Source organism: Woeseia oceani (assembly GCF_001677435.1).
Lineage (GTDB): Bacteria > Pseudomonadota > Gammaproteobacteria > Steroidobacterales > Woeseiaceae > Woeseia > Woeseia oceani.
Genome location: NZ_CP016268.1, coordinates 1,491,191 through 1,518,034 on the forward strand (window position 1 = coordinate 1,491,191; position 26,844 = coordinate 1,518,034).

Below are 26,844 nucleotides of genomic sequence, written 5' to 3' on the forward strand. Positions count from 1 at the left end.
CACCGGGGGGTGGCGGCGCGGTGCTTCAAATCGGGGGCTCAGGCCCGCAACATTTAAGACTAAATACCTGGAAGGGCTATGACACATACGATGGCGGAGGCGTTCCGCAAGAATTTTCTTGGGCAATCACCGGTCTGGTACAAGCTGACAATTATCGGTTTCCTGATCCTGAATCCGATACTGGTCCTGACGGTAGGGCCGTTTATTGCCGGTTGGATAATTGTCCTGCAATTCATTTTCACGCTTGCCATGGCATTGAAATGTTACCCATTGCAGCCCGGCGGATTGCTGGCGATTGAGGCCATTATTATTGGTCTTGCGACGCCGGAAATGGTGTTCCATGAAGCGGAACTCAATTTCACGGTGATCATGTTGCTGATGTTCATGGTCGCAGGTATCTATTTCCTTCGCGACATGCTGCTGTTTGTGTTTACCAAGGTGCTGCTGGGCGTTCGTTCCAAGGTCCTGTTGTCCGTGATCTTTTCGTTCATGGCGGCAGTGCTGTCTGCGTTTCTTGACGCGCTGACAGTCACGGCTGTGGTGATAACGGTGGCCGCCGGTTTCTACGGGGTTTACCACAAGGTGGCGTCCGGCAAATCTTTTGATACCAACCACGATGCCGGCACCGACAGCGATGTTACGGAACTGCACCGGGCCGATCTGGAGCAGTTTCGCGGATTCCTGCGCGACCTGATGATGCACGCTGCCGTTGGTACCGCGCTGGGTGGCGTGATGACCCTGGTTGGTGAGCCGCAGAATCTGCTGATCGGCGAGGTCATGGGCTGGGAGTTTGTTACCTTTTTCCTCGTAATGGCCCACATTTCGCTGCCAGTCTTCGCTGTAGGCTTAACGACCTGCGTATTGCTGGAGGTGACTGGCGCGTTCGGCTATGGAACGAAGCTGTCTGACCGCGTGCGTGAGGTGTTGACCGAGTACGACAAGGAAATGAGCGCGAAGCGCACCCGTGAAGAAAAGATGGCGATTGGCGTGCAGGCTGTGGTCGCGTTGCTGCTCTGTATTGCACTGGGCTTGCACCTGGCGGAACCTGGCATCGTCGGTCTGATGGTTATCGTTCTGGCAACCGCGTTTAACGGTGTGACGGAAGAGCACCGGATTGGCCACGCGTTCGAAGAAGCGTTGCCGTTCACCGCTCTGCTGGTTGTATTCTTTGCCATCGTAGCCGTCATTGACCATCAGGGTTTGTTCTCGCCAATTATCAACTGGGTAATGACTTACGAAGGCAAGACCCAGGAAGCGATGTTCTTCGCCGCCAATGGCGTGCTGTCAATGATCAGCGACAACGTCTTCGTCGCAACTGTGTATATCACAGAGTTGGCGAACATCTATGAGAGTGGCGCAATCACTCGGGAACAGTTCGATGCGCTGGCCATTGCCATCAACACCGGCACCAACATTCCCAGCGTGGCAACGCCAAACGGGCAGGCAGCGTTCCTGTTCCTGCTGACATCGGCATTGGCTCCACTGATCCGGTTGTCTTATGGCCGCATGGTGTACAAGGCATTGCCTTACACGTTCGCCATGAGTATTGCCGGCATGTTGTCGCTGATTTACCTGTAAAGAAAGCCGGGCTGCCCGCCGTAAGGCGGGCAGCCATTTTTCAAAGATTGGCCACTGGCAGCGCTGGAAGTTCCGGAATGTGCGCGGCATCCATGTTCCTGACGCCATAGCGTGCTATTTAAGGCGACCCAATAACAAGTTCCGGACACCCTAAATGTCATTTGATATCAGCAAGATCCGCATAGGCGTCATTGGCCTGGGTTACGTAGGCCTGCCGCTCGCCGTTGAGTTTGGACGGAAGTATCCGACCCTAGGTTTTGACGTCAAAGAAGCCCGAATAGCGGAATTGCGAAACGGCAAAGACTCGACGTTGGAAGTAAGCTCCGAGGAACTGGCATCGCTGGGGCAATTGAGCTTCACATCGAATGCCGATGATCTGAAAAGCTGCAATTTCTACATCGTCACCGTGCCTACCCCTGTTAGCAACGACAATCGACCACTTTTGTTGCCATTGCGACTTGCAAGCGAGACATTGGGGAAAGTGCTTTCGCCAAACGATATCGTGGTATACGAATCGACCGTATTTCCTGGTGCAACAGAAGAGTTTTGCGTACCAATCCTCGAACGTGATTCGGGTTTGACACTTAATAAGGACTTCTTCGCCGGCTACAGCCCGGAAAGAATAAATCCCGGAGACAAACAACATCGCCTGCCTTCGATCTTGAAGGTTACGTCCGGCTCAACTCCCGCAGCGGCTGACTATATTGACAGCGTTTATGCTTCGATTATTACGGCAGGCACTCACAAGACATCGAGTATCCGGGTCGCCGAAGCGGCAAAGGTTATTGAGAACACACAGCGCGATGTAAACATTGCGTTGGTCAACGAGTTGGCGATGATCTTTGAGCGAATGGGTATCGATACTGAAGAAGTATTATTGGCAGCTGGTACCAAATGGAACTTTCTGCCGTTTCGCCCAGGATTGGTGGGTGGCCACTGTATAGGCGTTGATCCTTATTACCTTACCTACAAGGCGCAACAACTTGGCTATCATCCGCAAATGATACTGGCGGGGCGCCGTATCAATGACAACATGGCATTGTACGTATCATCGCGAATTATCAAGAACATGATCGCCAAAGGTATACAACCGCTGGATAGCAAAATTCTTGTGCTTGGGTTGGCGTTCAAAGAAAACTGTCCAGATGTGCGGAATACCAAGGCGATAGATATAGTTCGTGAACTGGCATCATACGGCGCTGCTGTTGATGTACACGATCCTTGGATCGATTCGGGCGAAGCGCACGCCGAGTACGGCGTACAAATGACGGAGCAGCCTGAGTTTGGCACATATGATGTCGTTGTTGTCGCTGTTGCGCACAATCAGTTCAAAGAGATGGGCGCAGCAGGTGTCCGTGCATTTGGTAAAGAAACGTCGGTAATTTATGACGTGAAGTATTTACTGTCGGCGACCGAAAGCGATGACCGACTCTAATTCGGCGCGCGGAGTAATAGCATGAAAATTCTTGTAACTGGAGCTGCCGGATTTATCGGTTTCCATACGTCGAAGACGCTGCTTGAGCGGGGCGATACTGTCGTTGGGTTGGATAATTTCAACGACTATTACGACGTGTCATTAAAAGAAACGCGAGCAGGAATGCTCGACGAATTCGACAGCTTCCGCATGGTCCGAATGGAGCTGGCAGACCGCGATGGCATAGAAAAGCTATTCCGCGATGAGCGCTTTGACAAGGTTGTGCACCTTGCAGCCCAGGCTGGGGTGCGATACTCGATTGAAAATCCACATTCGTATATCGAAAGCAATATCGTGGGTACGCTACATATTCTTGAGGGTTGTAGGCACAACGGCGTCCAGCATCTAGTTTACGCGTCATCCAGTTCAGTCTACGGTGCGAACACGGCAATGCCGTTTTCTATACACCAGAATGTTGATCATCCGCTGGCGTTATACGGTGCTACGAAGAAGGCAAACGAGCTGATGGCCCATACGTACTCAAATTTGTACGGTTTGCCAACTACCGGACTGCGGTTTTTTACAGTTTACGGGCCGTACGGTCGGCCTGATATGGCATTGTTTTTATTCACCCGGGCAATAATTGCAGGTGAACCGATCGACGTATTTAACTACGGTAAACATCGGCGCGATTTCACTTACGTCGATGATATTGTCGAAGGTGTTATTCGAACGATGGATCATACCGCCGAGCCGAATGAAGAATGGAATGCAGCCGATCCTGATCCAGGAACGAGTAGTGCGCCGTACCGAATCTATAATATTGGTAACCAGCAGCCTGTTGAGCTGATGCACTACATCGAAGTCATCGAACATTGCCTTGGTCGCAAAGCGGAAAAGAACTTGTTGCCATTGCAGCCGGGCGACGTCCCTGATACGTATGCGGATGCTACCGATCTTGCGACCGACGTGGGGTACAAGCCAGCGACGCCAGTCGAAGAGGGTGTACGTCGTTTTGTAGAGTGGTACCTCGATTATTACAATATTGATGAGAATGAACGTGCCACAAACTAAATTAAGTGCACGATACCCGCTCGATTTGCCCGTCTGGCAAGAGCTCAAAGATCACTACCGGACCAAGATGAAGCGCGCCGATATGCGCGACATGTTCAAGTGTGACAAGCGAAGGGTCGAACGATTCACGCTCGATGCTGGGGATCTGCATCTCGACTACTCCAAGAATCTGATAAACGCGGAAACACAAAAGTTGCTAGCGCGGCTTACGTGTGAAGCGGGCGTACCCGCGGCGATCGAATCGATGTTCACAGGGAAGGAATTGAATATCACTGAAGAGCGCTCGGTTTTGCACGTTGCGCTGCGCTCGAAGATGTCTGATCAGATTGCACTGGAAGTTGACGGGGTTCGCGAAATCTGGGGTGTGCTGACGAAAATTGAGAGTTTCGTGGAAGCAGTGCACGCCGGAAAAATCGCTGGTGAAGGTGGTAAGCGCTTTACCGACATTGTGAATATAGGTATCGGCGGCTCTGATCTCGGATTGGTTATGGCCACGAATGCGCTGCGTCCGTATTGGCGGAAGGGCTTGCGCTTTCACGCTGTATCAAATATCGACGGTACTCAGCTTGCCGACTTGCATTCGGAGTTAGATCCGGCAACTACATTGTTTATTGTGTGTTCCAAGACGTTTACGACCCTAGAGACAATTACCAACGCGCAGGCGGCGCGAGCTTGGGTGAAAGATGTGCTTGGTGAGGAAGCGGTTGTACGGCATTTCGCTGCAGCCTCGACCAATCACGCGGCGATGGACGCATTCGGTATTAGCCCGGAGTTTAGATTCGGTTTTTGGGACTGGGTAGGCGGCCGATATTCTCTGTGGTCAGCAGTGGGATTGTCACTGGCGCTAATGGTTGGTATTGATCACTTTAAATCGGTGTTGGCTGGTGCGCGGCGGATGGATATGCACTTTCGAACGGCGCCTGCGACAGAAAACATGCCGGTTGTAATGGCATTACTGGCTGTTTGGTACAGCAACTTTTTTGGTGCGGAATCGCAGGCGATTTTGCCCTATACCAATCGCCTTGACCGATTGCCGGCGTATTTGCAACAGTTGCAAATGGAAAGCAATGGCAAAAGCGTACGTAGAGATGGTAGGCCGGTCAAAGTAAAGACGGGGCAGATTATTTGGGGCGAGCCGGGCTCGAACGCCCAGCACTCTTTTTACCAGTTGCTACATCAGGGGACACGTTTCGTTCCGATTGACTTTATTTTGCCGGTAGAAACTGTGGGTGAAGGGAATGGCCTACAGCAAAAGCTTGCGATTGCGAACTGCCTCGCACAAAGCGAGGCCCTTATGGAAGGCTATTCGGCAGACGACGCACGAGTTGAAATGCGCGCGGCTGGCGTGGCTGCGGGCAGGGCTAATAGTCTGGCAAGGCACAAGGAACACGCTGGAAATCGACCGAGCAGTACAATTCTGTTCCGAGCTCTAACTCCAGCAGTTTTGGGCCAGTTGATCGCTCTGTACGAACACAAAGTATTCGTTGAAGGAACGCTTTACGGGATCAACTCTTTTGACCAGTTTGGTGTCGAGCTCGGCAAGCACCTTGCTAATCAGTTGACGGCAGTCGTACAGCAAGATGAAGCTTATAACGGCAGGAACATTTCAACTACTGCATTGCTGAAGCGATCGCGTTAGCTGGCTGCCCGCAGCTCTGGCCGCATTTCGTTTGCCCGGATGTTGCGGGGCCATCGCGTGCTACTGCTATGACGCGCATTCGTAAGGTCAATTTTGACAATTCACACGAGAATTCGGTTCGTTCATTGCTCGATATTGCTACCGTCATGATGATCATGCGCTCGCTGCCCAAAATGACCGCGAAGGCGATGCTTTTATTCGTCTGCTGCTTGCAACAACTCAATGCGAGCCCTGCCATAGAGGCTGGTGACGCAGCTTTGCGGCATGACATTCAGCTGCTTGCCGATCGCGGAATCCTGACTGGCCCCGTAACAACTTGGCCGCTTTCGTGGGGACCGGTTCTGGCAGATCTTCGTCTGTACGAGCCAACAGGAAACGAGTCAAAGGGTGTTCTGGATTCGATCGCGCGTCTCAAAGTGCGGGCGGACTGGGAAACAGCGGTCAACCGCTTGACCTGGTCAGCCAGAGCCAGTGTCGCTGAGAACCCCATTGGCATCCGCGGCTACCAAAATACGCCACGTGAGCCCGGTGAAATTGGAGCTGGCGTTTCATGGACTGGCGAGCGCTTATCGGTAACCTTGAAGGGGCAACTGGTTGATAGTACTGATGACGATGCCAATGGCCGGGTAGACGGTTCATTTCTTGGCATTGCGGTTGGTAATTGGGTGATTTCTGCGAATACGCTAGATCGTTGGTGGGGGCCGGGCATGGATGGGGGCCTAATACTTTCCAACAATGCCCGACCAATTCCTGGGTTGAGTCTTGACCGCAATTTTACTCCGGCGTTTGAGTTGCCCTTACTTCATTGGCTCGGGCCCTGGGACCTGAATATGCTCTTTGGTAAGATGGAGAGCAGTCGGGAGATACCTAACACGCAGTTTTTCGGTTTGCGACTCAATTTTCGGCCCTTACCGTCGCTGGAGGTCGGGTTCTCGCGAACCGCGCAGTGGTGCGGCGATGGCCGACCCTGCGATGCCGGTACATTTTTTGACCTACTGGTCGGCAAAGACAACCTTGGCGATGGCGGTATTGATCGAGCGAATGAGCCTGGCAATCAGCTAGCGGGCGTGGACCTCCGTTGGGCGCCGCTGATCGCTGGCCGGCGGGTCGCTTTTTACGGCCAATTCATCGGTGAAGATGAAGCAGGTGGCTTGCCCAGTCGCTTCATCGGTCAGATCGGTATCGAAACGGGCGGCTACTCAGAGCATCTCGGCTCGTGGCGCTGGTTTGGGGAGTTTGCAGGCACGAGCTGCCGGTTTTACGAATCAGATGCAATATTCAACTGCGGCTATAACCACGGAATCTACCGGACAGGGTATCGTTATCGCGGCCGGTCTATTGGACACGGCGCGGACAACGATGCCGAATTATATTCCACGGGACTGCAATTGATCAGTGCCAACGATACTCACTGGGGGGTGCTGATCCGGTCGGGTGATCTAAACCGCGGCGGTAGTCCGGATATCAGCCATACACTGACACCGACACCATTGGATATTGTCAGCATCGATTTTAGTTACGGTCGGTTATTCAAATTCGGTACGGTTGAGATTGGAGTTGGTTATCAGGAGTTGGCCGAGCATCCCGGTGGAGATGTCAGTGATAGTCGGTTTTATATGCAATGGCGCAGCGGTTACTAAAAATAAAGATGATCAGAATACGCGTGTGGCCTGCGTTGCAGGCGCTTGTTTGTATACTCACCGCAGCAATGCCGGTGGACGCAGCAATGTTGGTCTCGCCCGGCAACTCCGTTTTACGTCACGACCTGAGGTTTCTTGACGACAGGGGCATCATTAGGATGCCACTTTCGGCTTGGCCGATCAGTCAGGCCGATATCGAACGTGCACTGAAGGCTGTTGACGACGCTAGTCTGAGTGTCGCTGAGTTAGCGGCGATGAACCGAATACGCGACAGGTTACATTTTGAGCGCCGGGGTGCACGTGTCTCATACGGACTAAGCCTGGCCAGCAATCCGCGCGAGATTCGTGCGTTCGCCGACACGCCGCGCGACGAAAGCAATGCCGTTGTGGGTTTGGAATGGAGCGGTGAACGGGTTGCCGTCAGTCTTCAGGCTGGCTACGCGGCGAATCCTGTCGATGAGGACGAATACCGGTTGGACGATAGTTGGGTAGGTTTTTTGCTCGGCAACTGGATTTTTTCTGCAGGCTGGCAACAACGCTGGTGGGGACCTGGTCACGATGGCAGTTTAATCATGTCGACGAATGCCCGGCCAATGCCGGCTCTGTCAATGCAACGCAACAGTAGCGAGGCCTTCGACAATCGCTGGTTTGGCTGGATTGGCCCTTGGACGGCAAGCGTATTCATGGCTGGGCTGGACGACGAGAGGGGCATCAACGATGCTCTGTTATTTGGCTTTCGCTTTACGTTTCGGCCAACTGAAAACGTTGAGATTGGCCTTTCGCGCAGTGCACAATGGTGCGGTATCGGCAGGCCCTGCGACGGTAGTACATTGCTGGATTTGTTGGCAGGCAAGGATAATCGCGGCGTCAACGTAGGGCCCGAGGACGAACCCGGGAATCAGCTGGCCGGTATCGACATGCGCTGGCGCCTGCCAACGGAGCAACCACTAGCGGTCTATATGCAATGGATCGCTGAGGATACCCGGCGCGGTGGGCCCGAGCTCGGCTCATGGTTGCGCTTGGCCGGCCTTGAATACCGCGGTAACGCGAGTAGCTGGCAGCACGTCAGTCATATCGAAATAGCCGAAACTAGTTGCCGTCGTGGCGGACTGGGCTTCAGCGACAACAATCCTGGTTGCGCCTATGAACACGGCATTTACCGAAGCGGCTATCGTTACCGAGGTCGTTCGATTGGTCACGGAGTGGATGGGGATGGATTAACGTACTCCCTCGGCACAACATTGTTACAATCCACGGATCGTTCGTGGGATGCAAAGATTCGTTACTCGGAGATCAATCGTCTCGGCGCAAATTCAGCAATGCATAGCATCAGCGCAACTGGGATTGAGCAGTTTGATCTGTTTATCCGGCACAATAGGCAAATTTCCTCCGGCGAAATCAGTCTGGGGCTGGGTTGGCTTAAGCGAATTGATTCGATCGATCAGGGACGAGAAGATGACCTGCAAGCATTTTTGCAATGGCAATCGAACTAACGGACACAAAGCTGGGCAGAACAGACAATTGGTATTCGGGCAAGCCGCTTAGAGCGAGCCCGTGAACCGCTAACAAGAAGGCAAAGGGGGCTCGGCGTTACTAAACGGGTAGGCAGGGACAGTTGCCGCTGATTTGGCGTGAGAGCCGACATCGGCAATGGCGAATCTTGGGAACGGACAAAATGACAGGCAATACGAGATATTTGATTCACGGGCTAATTGGGATCGTGATGCTCGGTTGGCTTTGGGCTGCACCCGTTGTGGCTCAAGTCGTGAATATCACTCCGGAGCAACAACGCTTGCTCGACAGTTTGCCAGCGGCTCAGCGCGAGAGTGCTCTCCGCCAGTTGCGCCAGCTCCGGAGTGGTTCGTCCGACAAACAGAACGAAAGTACTGATGTAGAACAAGTACGCGCCGAGAAGTCACAGGGTGACGAAGGCGTGCTACGCACGGCAATGGACGGGCCGCTACGATTTGTAGCTGGCGATACCGTCATAGTTGGTATTGACGACTCGCTGGTTGCGCGAACGGATTTCCGCGATGCTGAAGAGGAAATCGAATTTCGGGATCGCGTACAACGATTGCGCGACGGAAATCCTTATCAGCTTAATAGTCGCGGGCAACTGCAGCTGCCGGGCATAAGGGTGATCGGACTCGCCGGTCTGACCGAAGAGCAGGGTACACTGCGCTTGCAGGCAGAGCCTGTTCTCTCCGGCATGGAGATCAACATCACGCTGCTGCCATTGACGCCCATCGGAGAGCAGGCTCTCGAGCCTTTCGGTTACGAATTATTTTCCGGCGAGGTCGGGCAGAAGGGAGACGATACTCGTCGTATACCCGTACCGACGGACTACACCGTAGGTCCAGGCGACAATGTCAGAATTCGGTTCTTCGGCAATCGAAATGCTGAGTACGACGTCCAAGTCGAGCGTGACGGCACAATTGTAATTCCGGAAATCGGACCAGTTGCGATAGGCGGTCTGAGTTTTCTGGCAACTCGTCAGGCGGTAGAGAAAAGAGTTACCGAGCAGATGATCGGCACGCAAGTGAGTATTACACTTGGTGAGCTAAGAGCTGTGCAAGTTTTCCTGGTCGGGGATGTCAAGAAGCCGGGTTCCTATTCCGTTGGGGCATTGTCGACAATGACGACGGTACTGTCGACGGGTGGGGGCATTGCAAGGCAGGGCTCGTTGCGCCGCATTGAGTTGAAGCGGGCCGGCAAAACTGTTGGTGAACTCGACGTTTATGATCTGTTGTTGAACGGAGATACTAGGCAAGATTTGCGTATTCAGGAAGGTGACGTAATTTTTGTGCCGCCGGTCGGGAAACGCGTAAAAATTGTAGGAGAGGTAAACAGACCGGCCATTTATGAGATGCACGATTCGGCGAGTGTTCAGGACGTGATCCGGATGGCTGGTGGCATGACCGCAGAGGCGGTGGCCACCGACATTACAATTGAACGAGTCGTGCCCGACAAAGGGCTGGTTACAATTGAGCCTGATCTCGATCGCACCGGCGGCAATGTGACCGCAGCGTTGGACGGTGACCTTATCCGAATTCCGACAGCGATACGAGTCATTGACAAGGCCGTAACGGTTGTAGGAAACGTGCACTACCCTGTCTACGCTGAGTGGCGAAGCGGCTTGCGACTTTCCGACGTAATTCCAAGCGCAAGAATATTAAGGCCCAATAGTGACATTAACTATGTACTTATTCAGCGCGAACCGGTGCCAAATGTAGGTATGGACGCGTTATCGGCCGACCTTGAGAGTGCTTGGAAAAGCCCTGGCAGTGTTGCAGATCCACTATTGGAACCGCGTGATCGAATCTTCGTATTCGACTTGCAAGTCGGACGCGCCCACATCATGGGGCCGATACTGGAAGAAATGCAGTTACGTACGTCGCGTGATCGGAAGATGCGTGTGGTCACAATTGACGGCAGCGTAAATGCGCCAGGTGATGTGCCGCTTGAGCCGGGAATGCGAATTGCGGATCTGATCCGTGCGGGAGGTGGGTTGGCACAATCAGCCTATATAGAAGAAGCAGAGCTTACTCGATATGAACTGAATGACGCTGGCGAACGCGAGGCCAGACTCATTTCTGTGGACTTGGCTGCGGCGCTGGCTGGAGAAACGGCGGCGAACTTGTTGCTGCAGCCGTTTGACTTCATGAATATTCGTGAAACTCCGAACTGGACTAAACAATCCTTCATCGAGCTCAGGGGGGAGGTGCGTTTCCCAGGGCGCTACACAGTTAATAACGGCGAATCAATTTCCGATATCCTTGAGCGTGCAGGTGGTCTTACGAGCCGAGCATTTCCAAGTGGCAGTGTGTTTACGCGTGAAAGCCTAAAGAAGCGAGAGCGAGATCAAATACTCAAGCTCGCGTCCAGGATCGAGCTGGATCTGGCAAGCTTGTCATTGTCCGACTCGGGGCCCTCGAATGCCATTGGGGTCGGTCAGTCACTGCTGGGCCAGCTGCGTTCGACAGAGCCGACAGGTCGCTTGGTTATCGACTTGCCGAGTGTCACAGGGCGCGATCGATCCGCGGATATTCTGGTGGAGGATGGCGATTTTCTGCTGGTACCCAGGCAGCCTCAAGAAGTAACCGTTATCGGGGAAGTGCAGTTTTCAACGTCCCACGTTTGGCAACCCGGCTACAACCGCGGCGATTATCTGGCGCGTAGTGGAGGGATGACGAACAAAGCAGACGATAAGAGAATTTATATTGTCCGGGCAAATGGCGAAGTAATCTCAGGAAAGGAATCGAGGTTTTTTGCAGGCAGAGACCGGACCCAAATATTGGCAGGTGATACCATCGTGGTGCCACTCGATACCGAACGCGTGCGACCGTTGACCTTGTGGACAAGCGCGTCCCAAATTGTCTACAACCTTGCCATCGCGGCAACTGCAGTTTCGAGATTCTAGTCTTGACGAGGCTACGGATGCAGAGCGCGGCCTCTAAGAGGATCGGGAATCAGGAATGGGTGCCAGTTTGAAGGATAAGGCAGATCAGTATGACGATGAAATTCGCCTCGGTGAATTGATTCAGGCTATCTGGGAGGGCAAATGGATAGTGGGCTCGGTAACAGTGTTGTTTGCCGTTATGGCCGTCACCTATGCACTGCTATTGCCCAACATTTATCGAGCTGAAGCACTTCTTGCGCCAAATCGTGAAGAAGGCGCTGGCGGACTCGCAGCCCTTGCGGCGCAATATGGAGGCTTAGCAAGTCTGGCGGGAGTTAGTGTGACCGCGGGCAAAGGGGACAAGACCGATTTGGCCATTGAGACTTTGCAATCGCGCAAGTTTATTGTTGATTTCATAGAGCGAAACGATTTGCTTGTACCGCTGATTGCCGGATCAGGTTGGGACGAGAAAACCTCTGAATTGATAATCGATCAGGAAGTTTACGACTCATCACTCAGTGAGTGGGTTCGGGACGTAGGTTGGCCGAAGCAGACTGTACCTTCCAGCCAAGAAGCGTATAAGGCTTTTAAGGATCTGCTGTCCATCAGTGAGGACAAGAAGACAGGATTTATCCATGTATCTATTGAGCACTATTCGCCGCACGTGGCCAAACAATGGGTCGACAAGCTTGTCGAGGCTATCAATGCGGAAATAATGAATCGCGACGTCGCAGAAGCGGAGCGTGCCATAGATTACCTTCAGCAGCAGGTGCAATCGACATCTTTGTCGGAACTTCGGGCCGTATTCTTTCGACTGATTGAGGAGCAGTCAAAGACAGTCATGCTGGCAAATGTTTCGCCCGAGTATGTATTCCGAACTATTGATCCAGCTATCGCTCCGGAATTGAAAGCATCACCAAAGCGTGCGGCGATTGCCATCGTCGGCACAATTCTAGGGGGCTTGATTGGGCTGCTGCTGTTGCTGGTACGTAATATAGTCCGGACAGAAAGGACTGGCTGATGAACGGTATTCCTCGAATTACGAATGTCAGGACACGCGGCGGCTTCGACTCTCTTGTTCGGAAGCTGCAACTTTTAATTGCCGGACAGCAATGGTTGCACGGATTGCCCGCCAGGGCCGTGCTGTGACCTATTGCCGTACAATTTGATGATCGAAAAGGTGTTCCACCAAATCTGGATAAATGACGAGCAGCCAGATCTGTCCGATGAAGCAAAACGCTTGCGTGATACCTGGATCGAAAAGCACCCGTCCTGGGTTTACCGATTGTGGAATCTTGATAACCTGGATTTTGAACCTCGTTGCGCGGGTCTGCTGAAGCAGTGCCAACACCCTGCACAGATGGCTGACCTGCTGCGCATGGAAATTCTCCACAAGCACGGTGGTGTGTACTTCGATACAGACTTCGAATGTCTGAGGCCATTCGACGACATTTTGGAGGGCGTAGAGGACTTCACTTGTTCGGAAGATTCTGTGTATCTGTCAATTGGATTGCTCGGCGCTCGGCGCCAATCACCATTGTTTGAAAGTGTTATCAGGCAGTTTCCAGACAGACTTGGTCTCAAGCCAGTTAACGTTGAAACAGGGCCGGCGTTTTTCACGGGCTGCGTTTTGCGAGGCGGATTTAAGAATGACCTGACGGTGTTCCCCAGTCATTTGTTCTACCCGTTTAATTACCACACTCCCAATCGAGAGTCTGTCGATACAAGTAACAGCTACGCTGTCCATCACTACGCTGACTCTTGGAAAAAGCGCGTGCCTGATTGGCGCCGAGCTTTAAGCGTAGCGAAACGCATCCTGATCAGATAATTCTGCGGATGGCAATATGAAAGGGGAGATGGTCAAGCGAACTTTCATATTCGCGTATTTCACTGTCGGGATTGCACAGCTCTGCGAAATCGGGTTCAACTTCCTTCTGTACACGACGTTTGCCGTCAATGTTGTAGGCGTCTACGCGTGGGCCGCAGCAGTAATCGTCTTCTTCAATATGACCGTCGACCTCGGCGTCGAACCTGTCCTGACGAGGAAGTTCGGCACCAGCCGCCCCTCGCTAAAAAACGCCTACATCGCGACTTACATTCCAAGGCTGCCGATCTTGCTGGTTGGGCTATCAGTCATAGTTTTTTTGTTCGCGCAGGATTATCTGGATGCAGGCCGGTTTTGGTTGTTGCTGCTCATCGGCGGGCAGTCGATTTTCAACATGTCAGATGGCGTTTGCAAGGCATGGTTAAGGACCAATAGCCTGCAAACCCATGCAAATGCCATGGCGGCTGGTATTGGTGTACTTAAATTGCTCGCTATTCTTTTCCTGACACAAGGCGATAACGGTACAATTCTTGAGCTCATGGCTTTGCTGCTCGTCGTTAGGGCTTTGATTTCTGCGTCTGCATTCGCGACTGTTCAACGGCGAAGTCGTCGGACTGTGCAATCGGATGGAGAGTCACTGTCGCAATTGACTTGCGGCATGTTGAAGTCAGGCTTAGTAATAGGCGGGATTGGACTTCTAACTGCAGTTCAAAACCGATTCGACTGGTTATTGGTTTCCTATTTTGTATCGACAAACGCGCTTGCAGGCTACTCGTTGGCAAATAAATTTTATGAGGTGTCGCAAGTGATTGTGGGCGCAAGCATGACGACAGTGTATCCGTGGCTGTGCCGATTCCGGGAAAGCTCGCCGACGCTGAATGTTATCTTGCGAATGGTAGTGGCGATCGGGGCTTTGATGGGTGTCCTTGGAGCTGCATGCGGACCATGGTTGATCGGAGTGCTATTTGGCGATAAGTACGCAGACGCGGAGTTTGCAGCCATGATTCTCATGGTAGCTGTTGGCCTGATGACATCAAGCGGCGTGTTTTATCAGGTGTTGCTGGCGAACGGTCTCGAGAGCAGTCTCTTGAGAGTAACTGCGGTGACTACGGTATTGCAGGCGATTTGTAACGTGCTCTTGATTCAAGTTCTGGGCATAACCGGAGCGGCAATTGGAATGTTGTTGCTGGTTCTGATGACGACCAGTGGACTGTCTTATCTCGTGTTGAAGCGCCGTATCATGGAGAGGAGCGCTGTTCTCAGGATACTGGTGTTTATAACGATCTATCTCGGGTTGGCAGGGGTTTTGGCGTTCTGGATGCCATCCACGCTGATCAGTGCAACTTTAGGCGGCACGTTGGTCGTGTTCGTCGGGTGGCAAGTGCTTTTCACCAGAGACGAGCAGAAACTGTTGATTGAGAAGGGCGGTGAAATAGTCTGCAGCTTCAATAGAGAAAACTTACATTAATCGAATTTGAGGGATGGTAAATGAGGGAATATAAGGACCTTGAAGTACGAGCGGCACAAGGCCTGCACGAACAATGTTTCGGGCTGTTTACTAAGTATGTCGACAAGGGCGCGACCGTAATTGACCTTGCAGCCGGCGCGGGTGCTTTCTCGGAAAGGTTACACGAGTACGGATACAGCATTACGTCGAATGATATCGATCCGAAGACCTGGGAGCCGGCGCATATTCCGAAACTGTCGCTTGATCTCAATGCGCCGCTGGAGCCCTGTCTGGATGAATCATCTTTTGATGCAGTAGTCGCCATGGAGATCATTGAGCACTTAGAAAATCCTTCTAAGCTGTTGCGCGATTGTTTGCGGTTGGTAAAGCCCGGAGGTACTGTACTATTGTCTACGCCGAACGTTCTTGATATTGATTCGCGTCTAATATACTTGCGTAGCGGTTTTGTCTTTCATGTGAGCCCGCAAAGTTTGGAAGCGACGGGCCACCGGACTATGCTTCCGCGATGGCTTCTGGAGGCATTTATTGACGAGACTGGACTTGAGATTGTTGAGATGCATTGGGGAGGGGCAGTCCCTCCGGCTAAAAATGGAGGCTTTATGCGGCGTCTTGGTTGGCGTTTGTTTAAACGGCTGACATCGAAATTTGTTCGCAACCCGAACCCGATCGAATTGCGTTCCAACTATCTCGTGTATGTCTTGCGAAAAAAGAATGGGTGAATTCACGCCTGGTCCCGGAGCAAGGAGGCCTCGGACTTGACTGGAAGCGCGCTCACATTCGCGTTATTGGTTCAGGCGATCTGCGTGCTTGTTGTTGCTACAGTTATGCGTGTCGGTGTTCCTCTACGTCTCAATCTGATGTTGTCATCCGCATTTGTTACCGTTCCGGTATGGGTGTACTCGCCGCTCGCTGATGCTGGCATGGTATTCCTGTTCGATATTGTTGTACCGGTGGTGTTGCTGTGGTCGCTCTATCTGCGCGGCTTCAGCATTCCAAAAAGGACAACGGCACCGGTAGCGTTATTATTTCTAATAATCCCGTTGTTGTTTGTGCCGCTCGGCTACGTTTTTCTCGACGATACCTTCTTTGGGTATCACACTGTTATTCTCAGCAACGTACTTTTTAGGTCGTTTATTGTTGTTGCGGCTGTAGCGGTGCTCGCTTCGGAGCTGAGGCGGGTGGAAGGGCTTCCTATCGTCAGGCTGATGGCAGTTCAGTTTTCGGCACTCTTCGTATTGGGTGTTTTGCAGTATGCGGGCGGTGTTGATTTCGTCGTCTATGAAAGACTGAAGGACGTTGAAAATGCCGTTGATGCACTGATGGCGGCCGATGAGGCTGTGTTCTTCGGCTTCGGGTTTCTGGGTTTGTTCCGTGGAGCCGTTCCGCAAATGGCCGTTATAGCGATATTCTGGTGTCTTATTGTCACTAACCTTCGTGACCGGGTATCCGCGAATGGGCTGCTGCTCTTAACCGTTTCTCTAACAAGCCTTGTATGTGTCGCGGGTAGTCTGTCGCGGATTGGGCTGGGGGCATTGGCGGTCGTGCTCGTGTACTCATGCACAATAAACACTGCGCTTCGCAGGTGGGCTTTACTCCTCGTTCCGCTCGGGTTAGCGCTCTTGATGTACTCTGGCTACTGGGTTGTGCTCCAGTCCCTGACTATTGACTTCATGGCGGATCGGTTTTCCTTTGACGAACTTACCGGCGCATCCGGGTCTGGTAGTACGCGCATTGAATCTGCGCAGCTGTTTGTCAGAGATCTGGCGGATCGACCGGTAATGTGGTTTACCGGCATTGGCGGATTCAACCCGATAGCGACCAGTGAGCGTTATAGCGTTTTCGGAATGCATGGTGACTACCTTGACGTCATAGTCCGCTACGGTGTCGTCGTTGGCCTTGTTTATGGATTTGTTGTGCTTTCAGTGCTAACGCGGCCTCTGGCAGGTTTTTTTTCGCGATCACCATTTCGCCGTAGTTCGTCTCGCGCATATGGCGCAATTTGTTGCGGCATACCGGTGCTGGCTCTTACTCAGGGTGCCTTAATTTTTTCCGGTGCAGCGGGCTATCTTGCTGCCGCGCATGCTTGGCTGGCTATTGCTTTCATGTCGGCAACGTATGTGTCGCCGACTGATGCGGTGACTGAGCGTGAGTGATGCTGTGCCAGTGGATGATGAAGTGCCGTTAGTGAGTCTACTGGTAGCGACGATCGGGCGGCCGAATGAATTGCGGCGGCTGTTCGATTCACTGGTCAATCAGGTGTGTGGGCAGTTCGAGGTCATACTTGTTGATCAATCACGCGCCAGCAACACAGTGAAATTGCTTGCGAGGGAGTTTTCCGAGCGATTAAATATTACCTACCTGCGCGATGAGGGGACTGGGTTGTCACGTGCGAGAAATTTGGCTTTGTCTCAGGCTAAGGGTTCTCACCTCGGTTTTCCTGACGACGACTGCTGGTATGGTCCTGACGTGATAGCCGGAGTTCTTGAGCGGTTCGCCGACGCACCTGGCACGGGAATTGTCTCCGGCCTTTACACTGAGCCAGGTAAGTTCAACCCCGCATTTGCTTCTTCGGGAGGCCCGCTGAGCTTGTGGAACGTATTCGACCGTGCTTGTAGTGTGGGGTTGTTTCTGGACCGAAAATCTTTGCATGGGTGTAGCGTATTTTTCGACGAGAGGATCGGTGCTGGCACAAGTTGGCCGGTTGCCGAGGAGATTGATCTGGTTATGAGGCTTTTGCGGGCGGACGTGAGTGGGTCCTTTGATCCAACCCTTGTCGTGTATCACGCAATTGCTAGAGATAAGAGTCGTTCAATGGAAGAGTTTGTAGCAACACGACAGGCGTTTTGGTACGTGGTAGCCAAAAATTACCCTTTCCCGTTGAATGTCTTACGGTTCATGAGAGGGATTGCGGGAGTAGTGTTAAACCGTTCGCCCTATGGCCTCCGCTGTTCATTCGGGGCGCTTGTATCTGGCGTACGAGCGGGTATGCGGCAACGCGAGCGCAAACGGGTTTCTGAGTGAAACGAAATACTGCAACAGCTCATTGCTCTAAGGCTGAACTCAAGTGCGCAGTAAATTCTGCGAGAGAATTTCAAGCGAGAACGACAAGGTCAAAAGATGTATAGAGTACCAGTGGTCGTAGTGGTATTTAATCGACCGGATTGCGCCAGGCAATTAGTAGACGTATTGAGCCGAATAAAGCCCGGCAAACTTTATGTGATTTCCGATGGTCCGCGCGATTCTCGACCTGACGATATAGAAAAGGTTACTGCGTCCAGAGACGTGTTCGAAAACCTGTCGTGGAATTGCAGCGTCAAGCGCAACTATTCAGTAGAGAATCTCGGCTGCATGGAGCGTGTGTCATCAGGACTTGATTGGGTATTTAGTCAGGAATCCCGAGCAGTGATTCTCGAAGACGATTGCGTCCCGGATGAATCGTTCTTCCGATTCTGCGAAACTGCTTTGCAGTTTTATGAAAATATTGAGCGCGTGATGTCGGTGTCGGGCACGAGATTTGCGCCGTCGACGCCTGGGTCTCCAGATATCGAGTTTTCGCGCTATGCGTATTGTTGGGGATGGGCTACATGGGCGAATCGCTGGCAGAAGTTTCACAACGAACTGGATCAGGATGCCATGGGTCTGAAGCTCTCCTACTTGCAGCGCAAGCTTGGCGGGCTTCGCGCTGCGTTCTACTGGAAATGGCTGCTGGGGCAAGTTAGCAGCGGCAAAATCAATAGTTGGGCATACAAGTGGACCTATACGCATTGGGTTTGCGACGGTTTATCAGCTATTCCCAGTGTCAACCTGATCTCCAATATTGGTGCGGGCAAAGATGCAACAAACACGACTACGGACTCACGATGGCTCGGACGCCCGATTGGCCCTCTACGTTTTCCGCTCAATTGTCCAAATTCGGTTGCAGCGGCGGATGATCTCGACGACTGGGTTGAGGACCACATTTTCAGTAAATCGCTTGTGGAGCGATTTCGATGGATTTTCAGATGCGTAAGTCGAAAGTGATCGGGTAACCGAACCACGGTTGTTTACTGCCACTAAGGCAGTCGGTCAGGTGCGAAATTGGAAGGGTTGATCAGTACATGGATGAATTAAATTGCGAATGGTGTCTCGCTGAATGCAAATCGGGGGCGGGGCCACAAGCTCGTCCAGACTGGCTGCGAACGAAGTGTACTGCTTGTGGGTCGCTTTCCTTTGCCGAAACACCGGATTCGGGCGAGTTGGGTAAGGTGTATGACGAGTCTTGGCAATTGTCGGACGACATTAGCAGTCTCGCTACGGGATCGACGGATGCGCTTATCGGAAATTCGCTGCTGGATGCGTTCCAATGGCGGCCGATACCAGATGCTGTCTGTCTTGATTACGGCGCGGGCCATGGTCACTTCGCAAAGACCCTGATCGAACGCGGCTGTCAACATGTTTATGCGTTTGAACCGTATGGCACGAAGCCGAATTGGCTGGACAAGGACTGGATTCGCGATGCGGATGAGCTACCCACGCATAAGTTCGATTGGGTATTTCTCATAGAGGTTGTTGAACACATGTTGGACCCAGTTGCGGAATTGCAGCGGATAAGAACACTATTGGCACCCGGTGGCCAGCTCGTTCTGACGACACCGAATGCCGGCGGTATCAGGGCGCGGCTGCAGCAGTTCGAGTGGCGGGAAGCGCAGAACCCGACCCATATCAACTTGTTTTCACCTTCATCCCTAGAGATTTGCCTGCGACGTGCCGGCTTTACCGAGACTAGCCGCAACTTTCAGCCCGTGCGCTACCTTGCCAAGGGACTGCAGGCGCAAATTCTGTACCTGTTGCAACGTATCGGCATGGACGGTGGTCTTCGTTATATCGCCCGGAATTCATGAGAGTCCTCCTCGTCCACAATTATTATGGTTCCGCCGCGCCGTCGGGGGAGAATGTTGTTTTTGAGGCTGAGCTGCGTCTATTAAAGGAGCGTGGGCATGACGTCGCTTTGTTCACACGACACAGCGATCAAATTCGATCGAGCAACCTTTTTGCCGCAGCGGCTGGAGCTATTTACGGTGGGCTGGTTACGCCCTGGAACCCGCTATCTGTACGTGCGTTGGACCGCGCCATGAGCGATTTTCAACCGAATGTAGTGCACATACACAACACGTTTCCGCTTATTTCTCCCGGCGTATTTGGCAGGGCCCACCGGCATGCGGCTACTGTACTGACACTACACAATTATCGGCTCCAGTGTGCGGCGGGCATTCCTATGCGCAATGGAAAAGTTTGTACGCAGTGCATCGACAGACAAGCGAGTTGGCCCGCGGTCGTGCACGGTTGCTATCGCGGTAGCCGTCCAGCAAGTGTGCCAGTTGCCGCGAAGATTGCGCTGCACAGGCGGCTCGGAACCTGGTCAAATGAGATTGATGCGTACATCGCGTTGAGTGACTTTCAGCGGCAACGTATGACCGATGGAGGGCTGCCGGCTCGGAAAATGTTTGTAAAACCAAATTTCTTTCCTGGTTCGCCGGACGTTATTCCGTGGGAAGAACGTGAGGAGCGCGCGGTGTGTGTCGGCCGTGTGGGCGAAGAAAAAGGCGTCACAGAACTCGTAGATGCCTGGCTCGCCTGGGGGGCTGCGGCCCCGGAACTGGCAATTGTAGGTGATGGGCCGCTCAGACAAGTATTGGAGCAACGCGTAACGCGATCCGGAGTCAAGAATATACGCTTTGTCGGACAGGTTGATGCAGAGGCGGCACAACGTTGGGTTGCTACCAGCAAGCTTTTGTTACTGCCGTCGAAATGGTTCGAAGGTTTCCCCATGGCGCTGCGCGAAGCATTTGCTTACGGAACGCCGGCAATCGTTTCGAATCTGGGGCCACTTCCAGAGATTGTGGCCGATGGAATGGCCGGTGCCATAGTGGAAGCGGGCAATTCGCGAAACTTGATGGAGGTGGCTGCCACAGTCTGGCAGGATGAGCCACGATTGCGCGACCTGTCAATTGCAGCGAGGCGTGAGTACGAAACAAAGTATACGGAAGGCGTGAACTACCAGAGCCTGATGAATATATACAAGAATGCAATTAGCATTCGGGAGCACGAATGCACAGGCGAACGTGAGGTCGCATGAAGACGGAAAGTATTCTTGGCTATGACGTAACTGCCGATTCTAAGCATGACTTGTTGGATGAGATTGTCAATAGTGGGCTGGCTGGTCGCGATTGCACGAGCCTAGCTTGTTTTAATCCGCATTCTTACGCAGTAGCAAGGCGCGATAGAAGTTTTTCAAATGCTCTGTCGACCGCTACGTATCTCGTTCCGGACGGGGCAGGTGTTATTCTTGCGTCCTCGATATTTGGTGGGACCATTCGCCGACGCATTACCGGATTCGACATATTTGTCGGCCTGCATGAGAAGCTTAATAGGCGAGGCGGTGCTTGCGTGTTTTTTCTTGGCTCTACCGAACAAACGCTTGAGAAAATTAGGGTGAAGATGGCGTCAGACTATCCCAATATTAAGGTTGCGGGTACATATTCGCCGCCTTTCAAGGTGGAATTTGACGAGTCGGATATTGAGGAAATGGTGGCACGTGTAAACGCTTCGGGTGCAGATGTGCTGTGGGTTGGCATGACAGCACCAAAACAGGAAAAATGGACAGCGGCCGTTTGCGATAGATTAAATGTGAACTTCGTGGCCAGCATTGGCGCTGTCTTCGATTTTTACGTAGGCAATATTGAACGATCCCACATTGCATTTCAGAGACTAGGGTTGGAGTGGTTGCCACGACTTCTGAAAGAACCGCGTCGCTTGTGGCGTCGTATGTTTATTTCGGCCCCGGTATTTCTATGGCAAGTGATGTTGGCACGACTAGGCGGAAAATCTTGAGACGGCGGCAACGGCCGCACTTACGAATGGCGAGTTCAGAACGTTGGATATACAAACACGTAGCGAAGAACTGTGGCGCGCCAAAACAATAATGAGATAGCGAAGGCATATGAAAACAGCATTGATAACCGGCGTAACCGGACAAGATGGCACCTACCTTGCTGAGTTGCTGCTCGATAAAGGTTATGTTGTGCATGGCATTAAACGTCGCGCGTCATCCTTTAATACAAGCCGCATCGACCATCTGTATCAAGATCCCCATGATCCGGATATTCGGTTCCGTTTGCACTACGGTGATATGACCGATGCAACTAACCTGATCAGTATTATCCAGCAGGTACAGCCGGACGAGATCTATAATCTCGCTGCGCAGAGTCACGTGCAGGTGTCATTTGAAACCCCGGAGTACACGGCCAACTCAGACGCGCTGGGCACGCTTCGCATACTTGAGGCCGTTAGGCTGCTCGGATTGACGGAGAAAACGCGTATATACCAAGCGTCGACATCAGAGATGTTCGGTCAAGTCGCGGAAACTCCCCAGCGAGAATCGACGCCGTTTTATCCAAGGTCGCCGTACGGCGCTGCAAAAGTCTATGCATACTGGATAACAGTCAATTACCGTGAGGCTTACGGCATGCATGCCTCCAACGGTATTCTGTTTAATCATGAGTCACCGCTACGCGGCGAAACCTTCGTCACTCGCAAAATCACGAGAGCACTGTGTCGCATCAATCTGGGCCTTCAAGACGCACTTTACATTGGCAACCTTGATTCGCTGCGAGACTGGGGACATGCGCGGGACTACGTTCGCGCAATGTGGGAAATGCTGCAATTGGACGAACCGGAGGACTTCGTTATTGCGACTGGTGAACAACATTCCGTAAGGGAGTTCATTGAGAGAAGCGGACGGGAACTTGGAATGGAAATTGAGTGGTCGGGCGAAGGTGTGGACGAAATTGGTATAGAGAAAAACACTGGTAAGAAAATTGTCTATGTCGACCAGCGTTACTTCCGGCCTACTGAGGTGGATACCCTCCTTGGTGATCCGACGCTGGCACGGGAACGTCTTGGTTGGCAGGCCGAAATCACGTTCGAAGAATTGGTTCGTGAGATGGTCGCTGCTGATTTGCGTATTGCCAAAAAGGATACTTTGATCGAGAAAGCAGGGTATCGCAGTTTCAATTACAATGAATAAGTAGCGGATTACTATGCCCACAGTATATGTAGCGGGCCACAATGGCCTCGTCGGTTCGGCTATTTGCCGCCGCTTGAAGAGGGATGGCATTGAGCCACTTGTTGCCGATCGCGCAACGCTTGATCTTACGGATCAGGCGGCGGTTCGGGCCTGGTTTGAGAGCAATGCGATTGATCAGGTGTACTTTGCCGCTGCAAAGGTCGGAGGCATTCTTGCCAATAGCGAATTTCCTGCTGATTTTATTAATGACAACATCTTGATGCAATCAAATGTTATCGACTCAGCGTGGAGAAACGGCGTCAAAAAATTATTGTTTCTGGGTTCGTCTTGCATATATCCAAAGTTTGCAGAGCAACCTATTTCTGAACAAAGTCTTCTGACAGGGCCTCTCGAACCGACGAACGAATGGTATGCGATAGCCAAGATTGCCGGTATTAAGACATGTCAGGCCTACCGTAAGCAGCATGATTTCGACGCTATTTCATTGATGCCGACAAATCTGTACGGGCCCGGCGACAATTTTGATTTGCGTAGCTCTCATGTCTTGCCAGCGCTGCTACGGAAGTGCCATGAAGCACTGATGAATGGCGATGCCAATTTTGAAGTGTGGGGGAGCGGGGAGCCGAGGCGTGAATTTCTGCATGTCGATGATCTTGCCGACGCGAGCGTCTTTTTGATGGATACCTACAGCGCTGAGGAGATTATCAACGTAGGGTGTGGTGAGGATATCCGTATCCGGGACTTGGCCGAATGCATCAAACAGGTGGTTGGTTTTACTGGTGAGCTTATCTTCGATAGCTCAAAGCCCGACGGGACGCCGCGAAAGCGCCTCGACGTGGGCAAACTGCACGAACTGGGCTGGAACTCCAAGATTTCGCTCGGTGTTGGCTTAAAATCTACCTACGAGTGGTTTCTAAACAACGTGCAGCGCTCTTAGAGCAATAATTCAATCTTGCGTTTTTTCTGGATATTCGGGATCTGGTCGAGATAGTTGTCTCTTGCCCCTGAACTGTCGCTTCTGCTGTTTCGTTACCAAAATTAATGGATTTGGTGTAATTTACGCCCCCGTCGTCAACTGCAAATGACAAGGTGCGTTAGTTCTTCACTATTATTCTTGGCAGCTTGTTTTAGATTGTTCCACCGCCGTAGTGGGTGGTGCTGGAAAATCGTATTAGAAACAAAGGGTTGAGTGGGAAATGATCGCTGCGTCGATTTCTATATCTGTAGCAATAACTCTATTGTTCATGACGGTGCTGCGGCCGCTTGCGGTCAGTGTAGGTCTGGTTGACCGACCGGGTGGGCGCAAGTCACACGTCGGTGAAATACCGATAGTCGGCGGCATTGCCATGTTTGCAGGTATCTTTTTCGGACTTGCGCTATTGCCTGATTTGGCGTCAGGGTACTGGTATTTATTATTGTCAGGCGCGTTGTTGGTTATCGTAGGTGCGCTCGATGATCGCTACGACGTACCCGCTGAGATTCGATTGGTAGCGCAAACTTGCGCTGCAATTATCATGGTATACGGCGGCGGTCTCGTTGTTTGGGACGTCGGGAACCCGCTTGGATTGGGCACGATTTCATTGGGGCCGTTCGCGCTAATATTCACGATTCTCGTAACTTTGACAGTCATTAACGCATTCAACCTGGTTGACGGTGTTGACGGACTGGCAGGAAGCATGGCGATTATCTCCCTATTCAGTATCGTAGTCGCAGGTGGCATGGCGGTTGACACTACGGCGATTGCTTCTGTTGTTTGTGCTTCGGTCGCGGGCTTTTTGGTTTTTAATTACCCTGTTTATGCCAATCGTAGATTGCGTTCGTTCATGGGTGATGCAGGAAGTACCTTACTCGGGTTAATAGTAGTTTGGCTTACTATACGTGTGAGTCAGGGAGATTCGCGGTCAATGTCTCCAGTAACCGGGCTTTGGTTCGTCGCCGTCCCGCTATTCGATCTTTTTACTTGCTTCGTCAGGCGGATCTCAAAGGGACGTTCTCCGTTTCGACCGGGGCGTGAGCATTTCCACCACTTACTGTACAGGGCCGGCTTCTCGGTCCGTCAGACTTTGTGGGTGCTTACTGCCATTGCTGTTTTGTATGCAGCCTTTGGGCTTCTGGGGCATTGGGCGGAATTTGCAGAATCCGTGATGTTCATCATCTGGCTTGGATGTGCTTCCGTGCAGTATTTGATACTCAAGAAAGTTGCGACATTGTTCCGTTACAACCGCCGTTGCAGCCGTAGCGGAGGGATACAAACTATCTGATCCCCGGAACCTGGTCTCCTGACGGGGCATGAGTATCTGCAAGGAAGTTTCGATTCCGTCATAGGATCGACCTGTCGGTGCATATATACTTCGCGGCTGCGGAACACCGAAAAGATTTGATCAGGGACTCAAATTTCATGCGTATTACCATCTTCGGCTCGGGCTACGTAGGCCTTGTTACCGGCGCCTGCATGGCGGAAACGGGCAATCACGTTGTATGCGTGGATATTGATCAGGACAAGATAGACCGGCTGAATGCGGGTGACGTCCCTATTTACGAACCTGGTCTCGATCAGTACATCGAACGCAATCGTGCCGCTGGACGTCTGGAGTTCACCACCGATATCGAGTATGGGGTCAAGCATGGACTGTTTCAGTTCATTGCTGTTGGAACGCCACCGGATGAAGACGGTTCGGCGGATTTGCGGCACGTTTTGGCCGTTGCTCGCAGCATCGGTGAGCATATCGATGATTATCGAATCATTGTTGATAAGTCGACAGTGCCAGTCGGTACCGCCGATCAGGTGAAATCGGCGATTCAGGAACAAATCAGTGCTCGCGGCGCCGCAGCAGAGTTCGATGTTGTGTCCAACCCGGAATTCCTGAAAGAAGGCGCGGCGATCAACGACTTCATGAAGCCGGACCGAATTATTATCGGTACTGACAATCCGCGTACGACAGAATTATTGCGTGCACTTTACGAGCCTTTCAATCGTAATCACGATCGCCTGATCACCATGGATATCCGTTCCGCTGAACTCACGAAGTACGCGGCGAACGCCATGCTCGCGACAAAAATCAGCTTCATGAATGAGCTTGCGAATATTGCGGAACGACTGGGCGCCGATATCGAGAAAGTAAGAATAGGTATTGGTTCGGATCCGCGCATTGGTTACCACTTCATTTATCCTGGTGCCGGCTACGGTGGATCTTGTTTTCCCAAGGACGTCCGTGCTCTGGCGCGGTCTGCGTCGGACATAGGTTATGACGCCGAGTTAATGAACGCTGTCGAAGCCGTCAATGATCGCCAGAAACAACGGATGTATACGAAGATTTCAGAATTCTTCGGTGGTGAGTTAGCAGGCCGCACAGTTGCTGTCTGGGGTTTGTCATTTAAGCCGAAAACCGATGATATGCGTGAGGCATCCAGTCGTACCTTGATGGAAGCGCTCTGGGCCGAAGGCGCGAAGGTGCGTGCTTACGATCCGGAAGCAATGGAGGAAGCGCGGCGTTTGTACCCGAATGAACCGCGGCTTGCCCTTTGCGAGAATGCCAAGGAAACGTTGCTTGGCGCCGATGCCCTCGCAATAGTTACCGAATGGCAAGAATTCCGTAGCCCCGATTTCCAGTTGATCAAAGACAGCCTGACTCACCCGGTTATTTTCGACGGCCGAAATCTCTACGATCCGGATACATTGGTGTCACTCGGTCTGAATTACTTCGCTATCGGCCGCAGCGGTGTCGTCGCGAACTGAGCTGGA

General features: G+C 52.3%; 21 protein-coding genes. All 21 read left to right on the forward strand.

Annotation, left to right across the window (positions count from 1 at the left end):
• Nucleotides 1-78 precede the first annotated feature (78 nt).
• A complete protein-coding gene (gene nhaB / locus BA177_RS06600) occupies nt 79-1,578 on the forward strand; it encodes a sodium/proton antiporter NhaB (RefSeq protein WP_068614444.1) in 1,500 nt (499 codons plus the stop codon).
• A gap of 154 nt (nt 1,579-1,732) precedes the next feature.
• The gene (tviB, locus tag BA177_RS06605; protein ID WP_068614447.1) at nt 1,733-3,013 is read left to right on the forward strand and encodes a Vi polysaccharide biosynthesis UDP-N-acetylglucosamine C-6 dehydrogenase TviB; all 1,281 of its coding nucleotides are present in this window, start codon (nt 1,733-1,735) and stop codon (nt 3,011-3,013) included.
• Nucleotides 3,014-3,034: 21 nt separating this feature from the next.
• On the forward strand, nt 3,035-4,066 hold the full coding sequence (locus tag BA177_RS06610) for an NAD-dependent epimerase (RefSeq protein ID WP_068614450.1): 1,032 nt from the start codon (nt 3,035-3,037) through the stop codon (nt 4,064-4,066).
• Nucleotides 4,053-5,705 carry a glucose-6-phosphate isomerase gene (gene pgi, locus BA177_RS06615; RefSeq protein ID WP_231892494.1) on the forward strand — a complete coding sequence of 551 codons (1,653 nt, stop codon included), beginning with the start codon at nt 4,053-4,055 and terminating at the stop codon, nt 5,703-5,705. Before BA177_RS06610 ends, pgi begins: the two co-directional genes overlap by 14 nt.
• A 68-nt stretch (nt 5,706-5,773) precedes the next feature.
• Nucleotides 5,774-7,345, forward strand: coding sequence for a capsule assembly Wzi family protein (locus BA177_RS06620; protein WP_068614456.1), 1,572 nt, complete (start codon nt 5,774-5,776; stop codon nt 7,343-7,345).
• A 158-nt stretch (nt 7,346-7,503) separates the two neighbouring features.
• Nucleotides 7,504-8,838, forward strand: coding sequence for a capsule assembly Wzi family protein (locus BA177_RS06625; protein WP_197493366.1), 1,335 nt, complete (start codon nt 7,504-7,506; stop codon nt 8,836-8,838).
• 581 nt (nt 8,839-9,419) lie between these two features.
• On the forward strand, nt 9,420-11,765 hold the full coding sequence (locus BA177_RS06630) for an SLBB domain-containing protein (RefSeq protein ID WP_197493367.1): 2,346 nt from the start codon (nt 9,420-9,422) through the stop codon (nt 11,763-11,765).
• Nucleotides 11,766-11,820: 55 nt separating this feature from the next.
• On the forward strand, nt 11,821-12,765 hold the full coding sequence (locus BA177_RS06635; RefSeq protein ID WP_068614464.1) for a Wzz/FepE/Etk N-terminal domain-containing protein: 945 nt from the start codon (nt 11,821-11,823) through the stop codon (nt 12,763-12,765).
• A gap of 147 nt (nt 12,766-12,912) precedes the next feature.
• Nucleotides 12,913-13,572: a glycosyltransferase family 32 protein gene (locus tag BA177_RS06640; RefSeq protein WP_068614467.1), complete on the forward strand. Its 660-nt coding sequence runs from the start codon at nt 12,913-12,915 to the stop codon at nt 13,570-13,572.
• A gap of 16 nt (nt 13,573-13,588) precedes the next feature.
• A complete protein-coding gene (locus BA177_RS06645; protein WP_068614470.1) occupies nt 13,589-15,037 on the forward strand; it encodes an oligosaccharide flippase family protein in 1,449 nt (482 codons plus the stop codon).
• Between the two features lie 20 nt (nt 15,038-15,057).
• Complete coding sequence (locus BA177_RS06650; protein ID WP_068614478.1) at nt 15,058-15,756, forward strand: methyltransferase domain-containing protein; 699 nt, start codon at nt 15,058-15,060, stop codon at nt 15,754-15,756.
• A 36-nt stretch (nt 15,757-15,792) separates the two neighbouring features.
• Nucleotides 15,793-17,190 carry an O-antigen ligase family protein gene (locus BA177_RS06655; protein WP_156762724.1) on the forward strand — a complete coding sequence of 466 codons (1,398 nt, stop codon included), beginning with the start codon at nt 15,793-15,795 and terminating at the stop codon, nt 17,188-17,190.
• Nucleotides 17,183-18,058: a glycosyltransferase family 2 protein gene (locus BA177_RS06660; protein WP_197493368.1), complete on the forward strand. Its 876-nt coding sequence runs from the start codon at nt 17,183-17,185 to the stop codon at nt 18,056-18,058. The genes BA177_RS06655 and BA177_RS06660 overlap by 8 nt, the downstream gene beginning before the upstream one ends.
• 165 nt (nt 18,059-18,223) lie before the next feature.
• Entirely contained in the window at nt 18,224-19,057 is an 834-nt protein-coding gene (locus BA177_RS06665; RefSeq protein ID WP_082989925.1) for a hypothetical protein, read from the forward strand.
• A gap of 245 nt (nt 19,058-19,302) precedes the next feature.
• Nucleotides 19,303-19,917, forward strand: coding sequence for a class I SAM-dependent methyltransferase (locus BA177_RS06670; protein ID WP_197493369.1), 615 nt, complete (start codon nt 19,303-19,305; stop codon nt 19,915-19,917).
• Nucleotides 19,914-21,152 (forward strand): glycosyltransferase family 4 protein, encoded by a 1,239-nt coding sequence (locus BA177_RS19010; RefSeq protein ID WP_068614491.1) that lies wholly within the window; start codon nt 19,914-19,916, stop codon nt 21,150-21,152. Before BA177_RS06670 ends, BA177_RS19010 begins: the two co-directional genes overlap by 4 nt.
• Complete coding sequence (locus BA177_RS06680) at nt 21,149-21,907, forward strand: WecB/TagA/CpsF family glycosyltransferase (RefSeq protein WP_068614494.1); 759 nt, start codon at nt 21,149-21,151, stop codon at nt 21,905-21,907. The genes BA177_RS19010 and BA177_RS06680 overlap by 4 nt, the downstream gene beginning before the upstream one ends.
• Nucleotides 21,908-22,016: 109 nt before the next feature.
• Nucleotides 22,017-23,102, forward strand: coding sequence for a GDP-mannose 4,6-dehydratase (gene gmd / locus BA177_RS06685; protein ID WP_068614505.1), 1,086 nt, complete (start codon nt 22,017-22,019; stop codon nt 23,100-23,102).
• 13 nt (nt 23,103-23,115) lie between these two features.
• Nucleotides 23,116-24,039 carry a GDP-L-fucose synthase gene (gene fcl / locus BA177_RS06690; protein ID WP_068614506.1) on the forward strand — a complete coding sequence of 308 codons (924 nt, stop codon included), beginning with the start codon at nt 23,116-23,118 and terminating at the stop codon, nt 24,037-24,039.
• Nucleotides 24,040-24,298: 259 nt separating this feature from the next.
• The gene (locus BA177_RS06695; RefSeq protein WP_068614508.1) at nt 24,299-25,363 is read left to right on the forward strand and encodes a hypothetical protein; all 1,065 of its coding nucleotides are present in this window, start codon (nt 24,299-24,301) and stop codon (nt 25,361-25,363) included.
• A 137-nt stretch (nt 25,364-25,500) separates the two neighbouring features.
• Nucleotides 25,501-26,838, forward strand: a complete 1,338-nt coding sequence (locus tag BA177_RS06700) for a UDP-glucose dehydrogenase family protein (RefSeq protein WP_068614510.1) — start codon at nt 25,501-25,503, stop codon at nt 26,836-26,838.
• Nucleotides 26,839-26,844 lie beyond the last annotated feature (6 nt).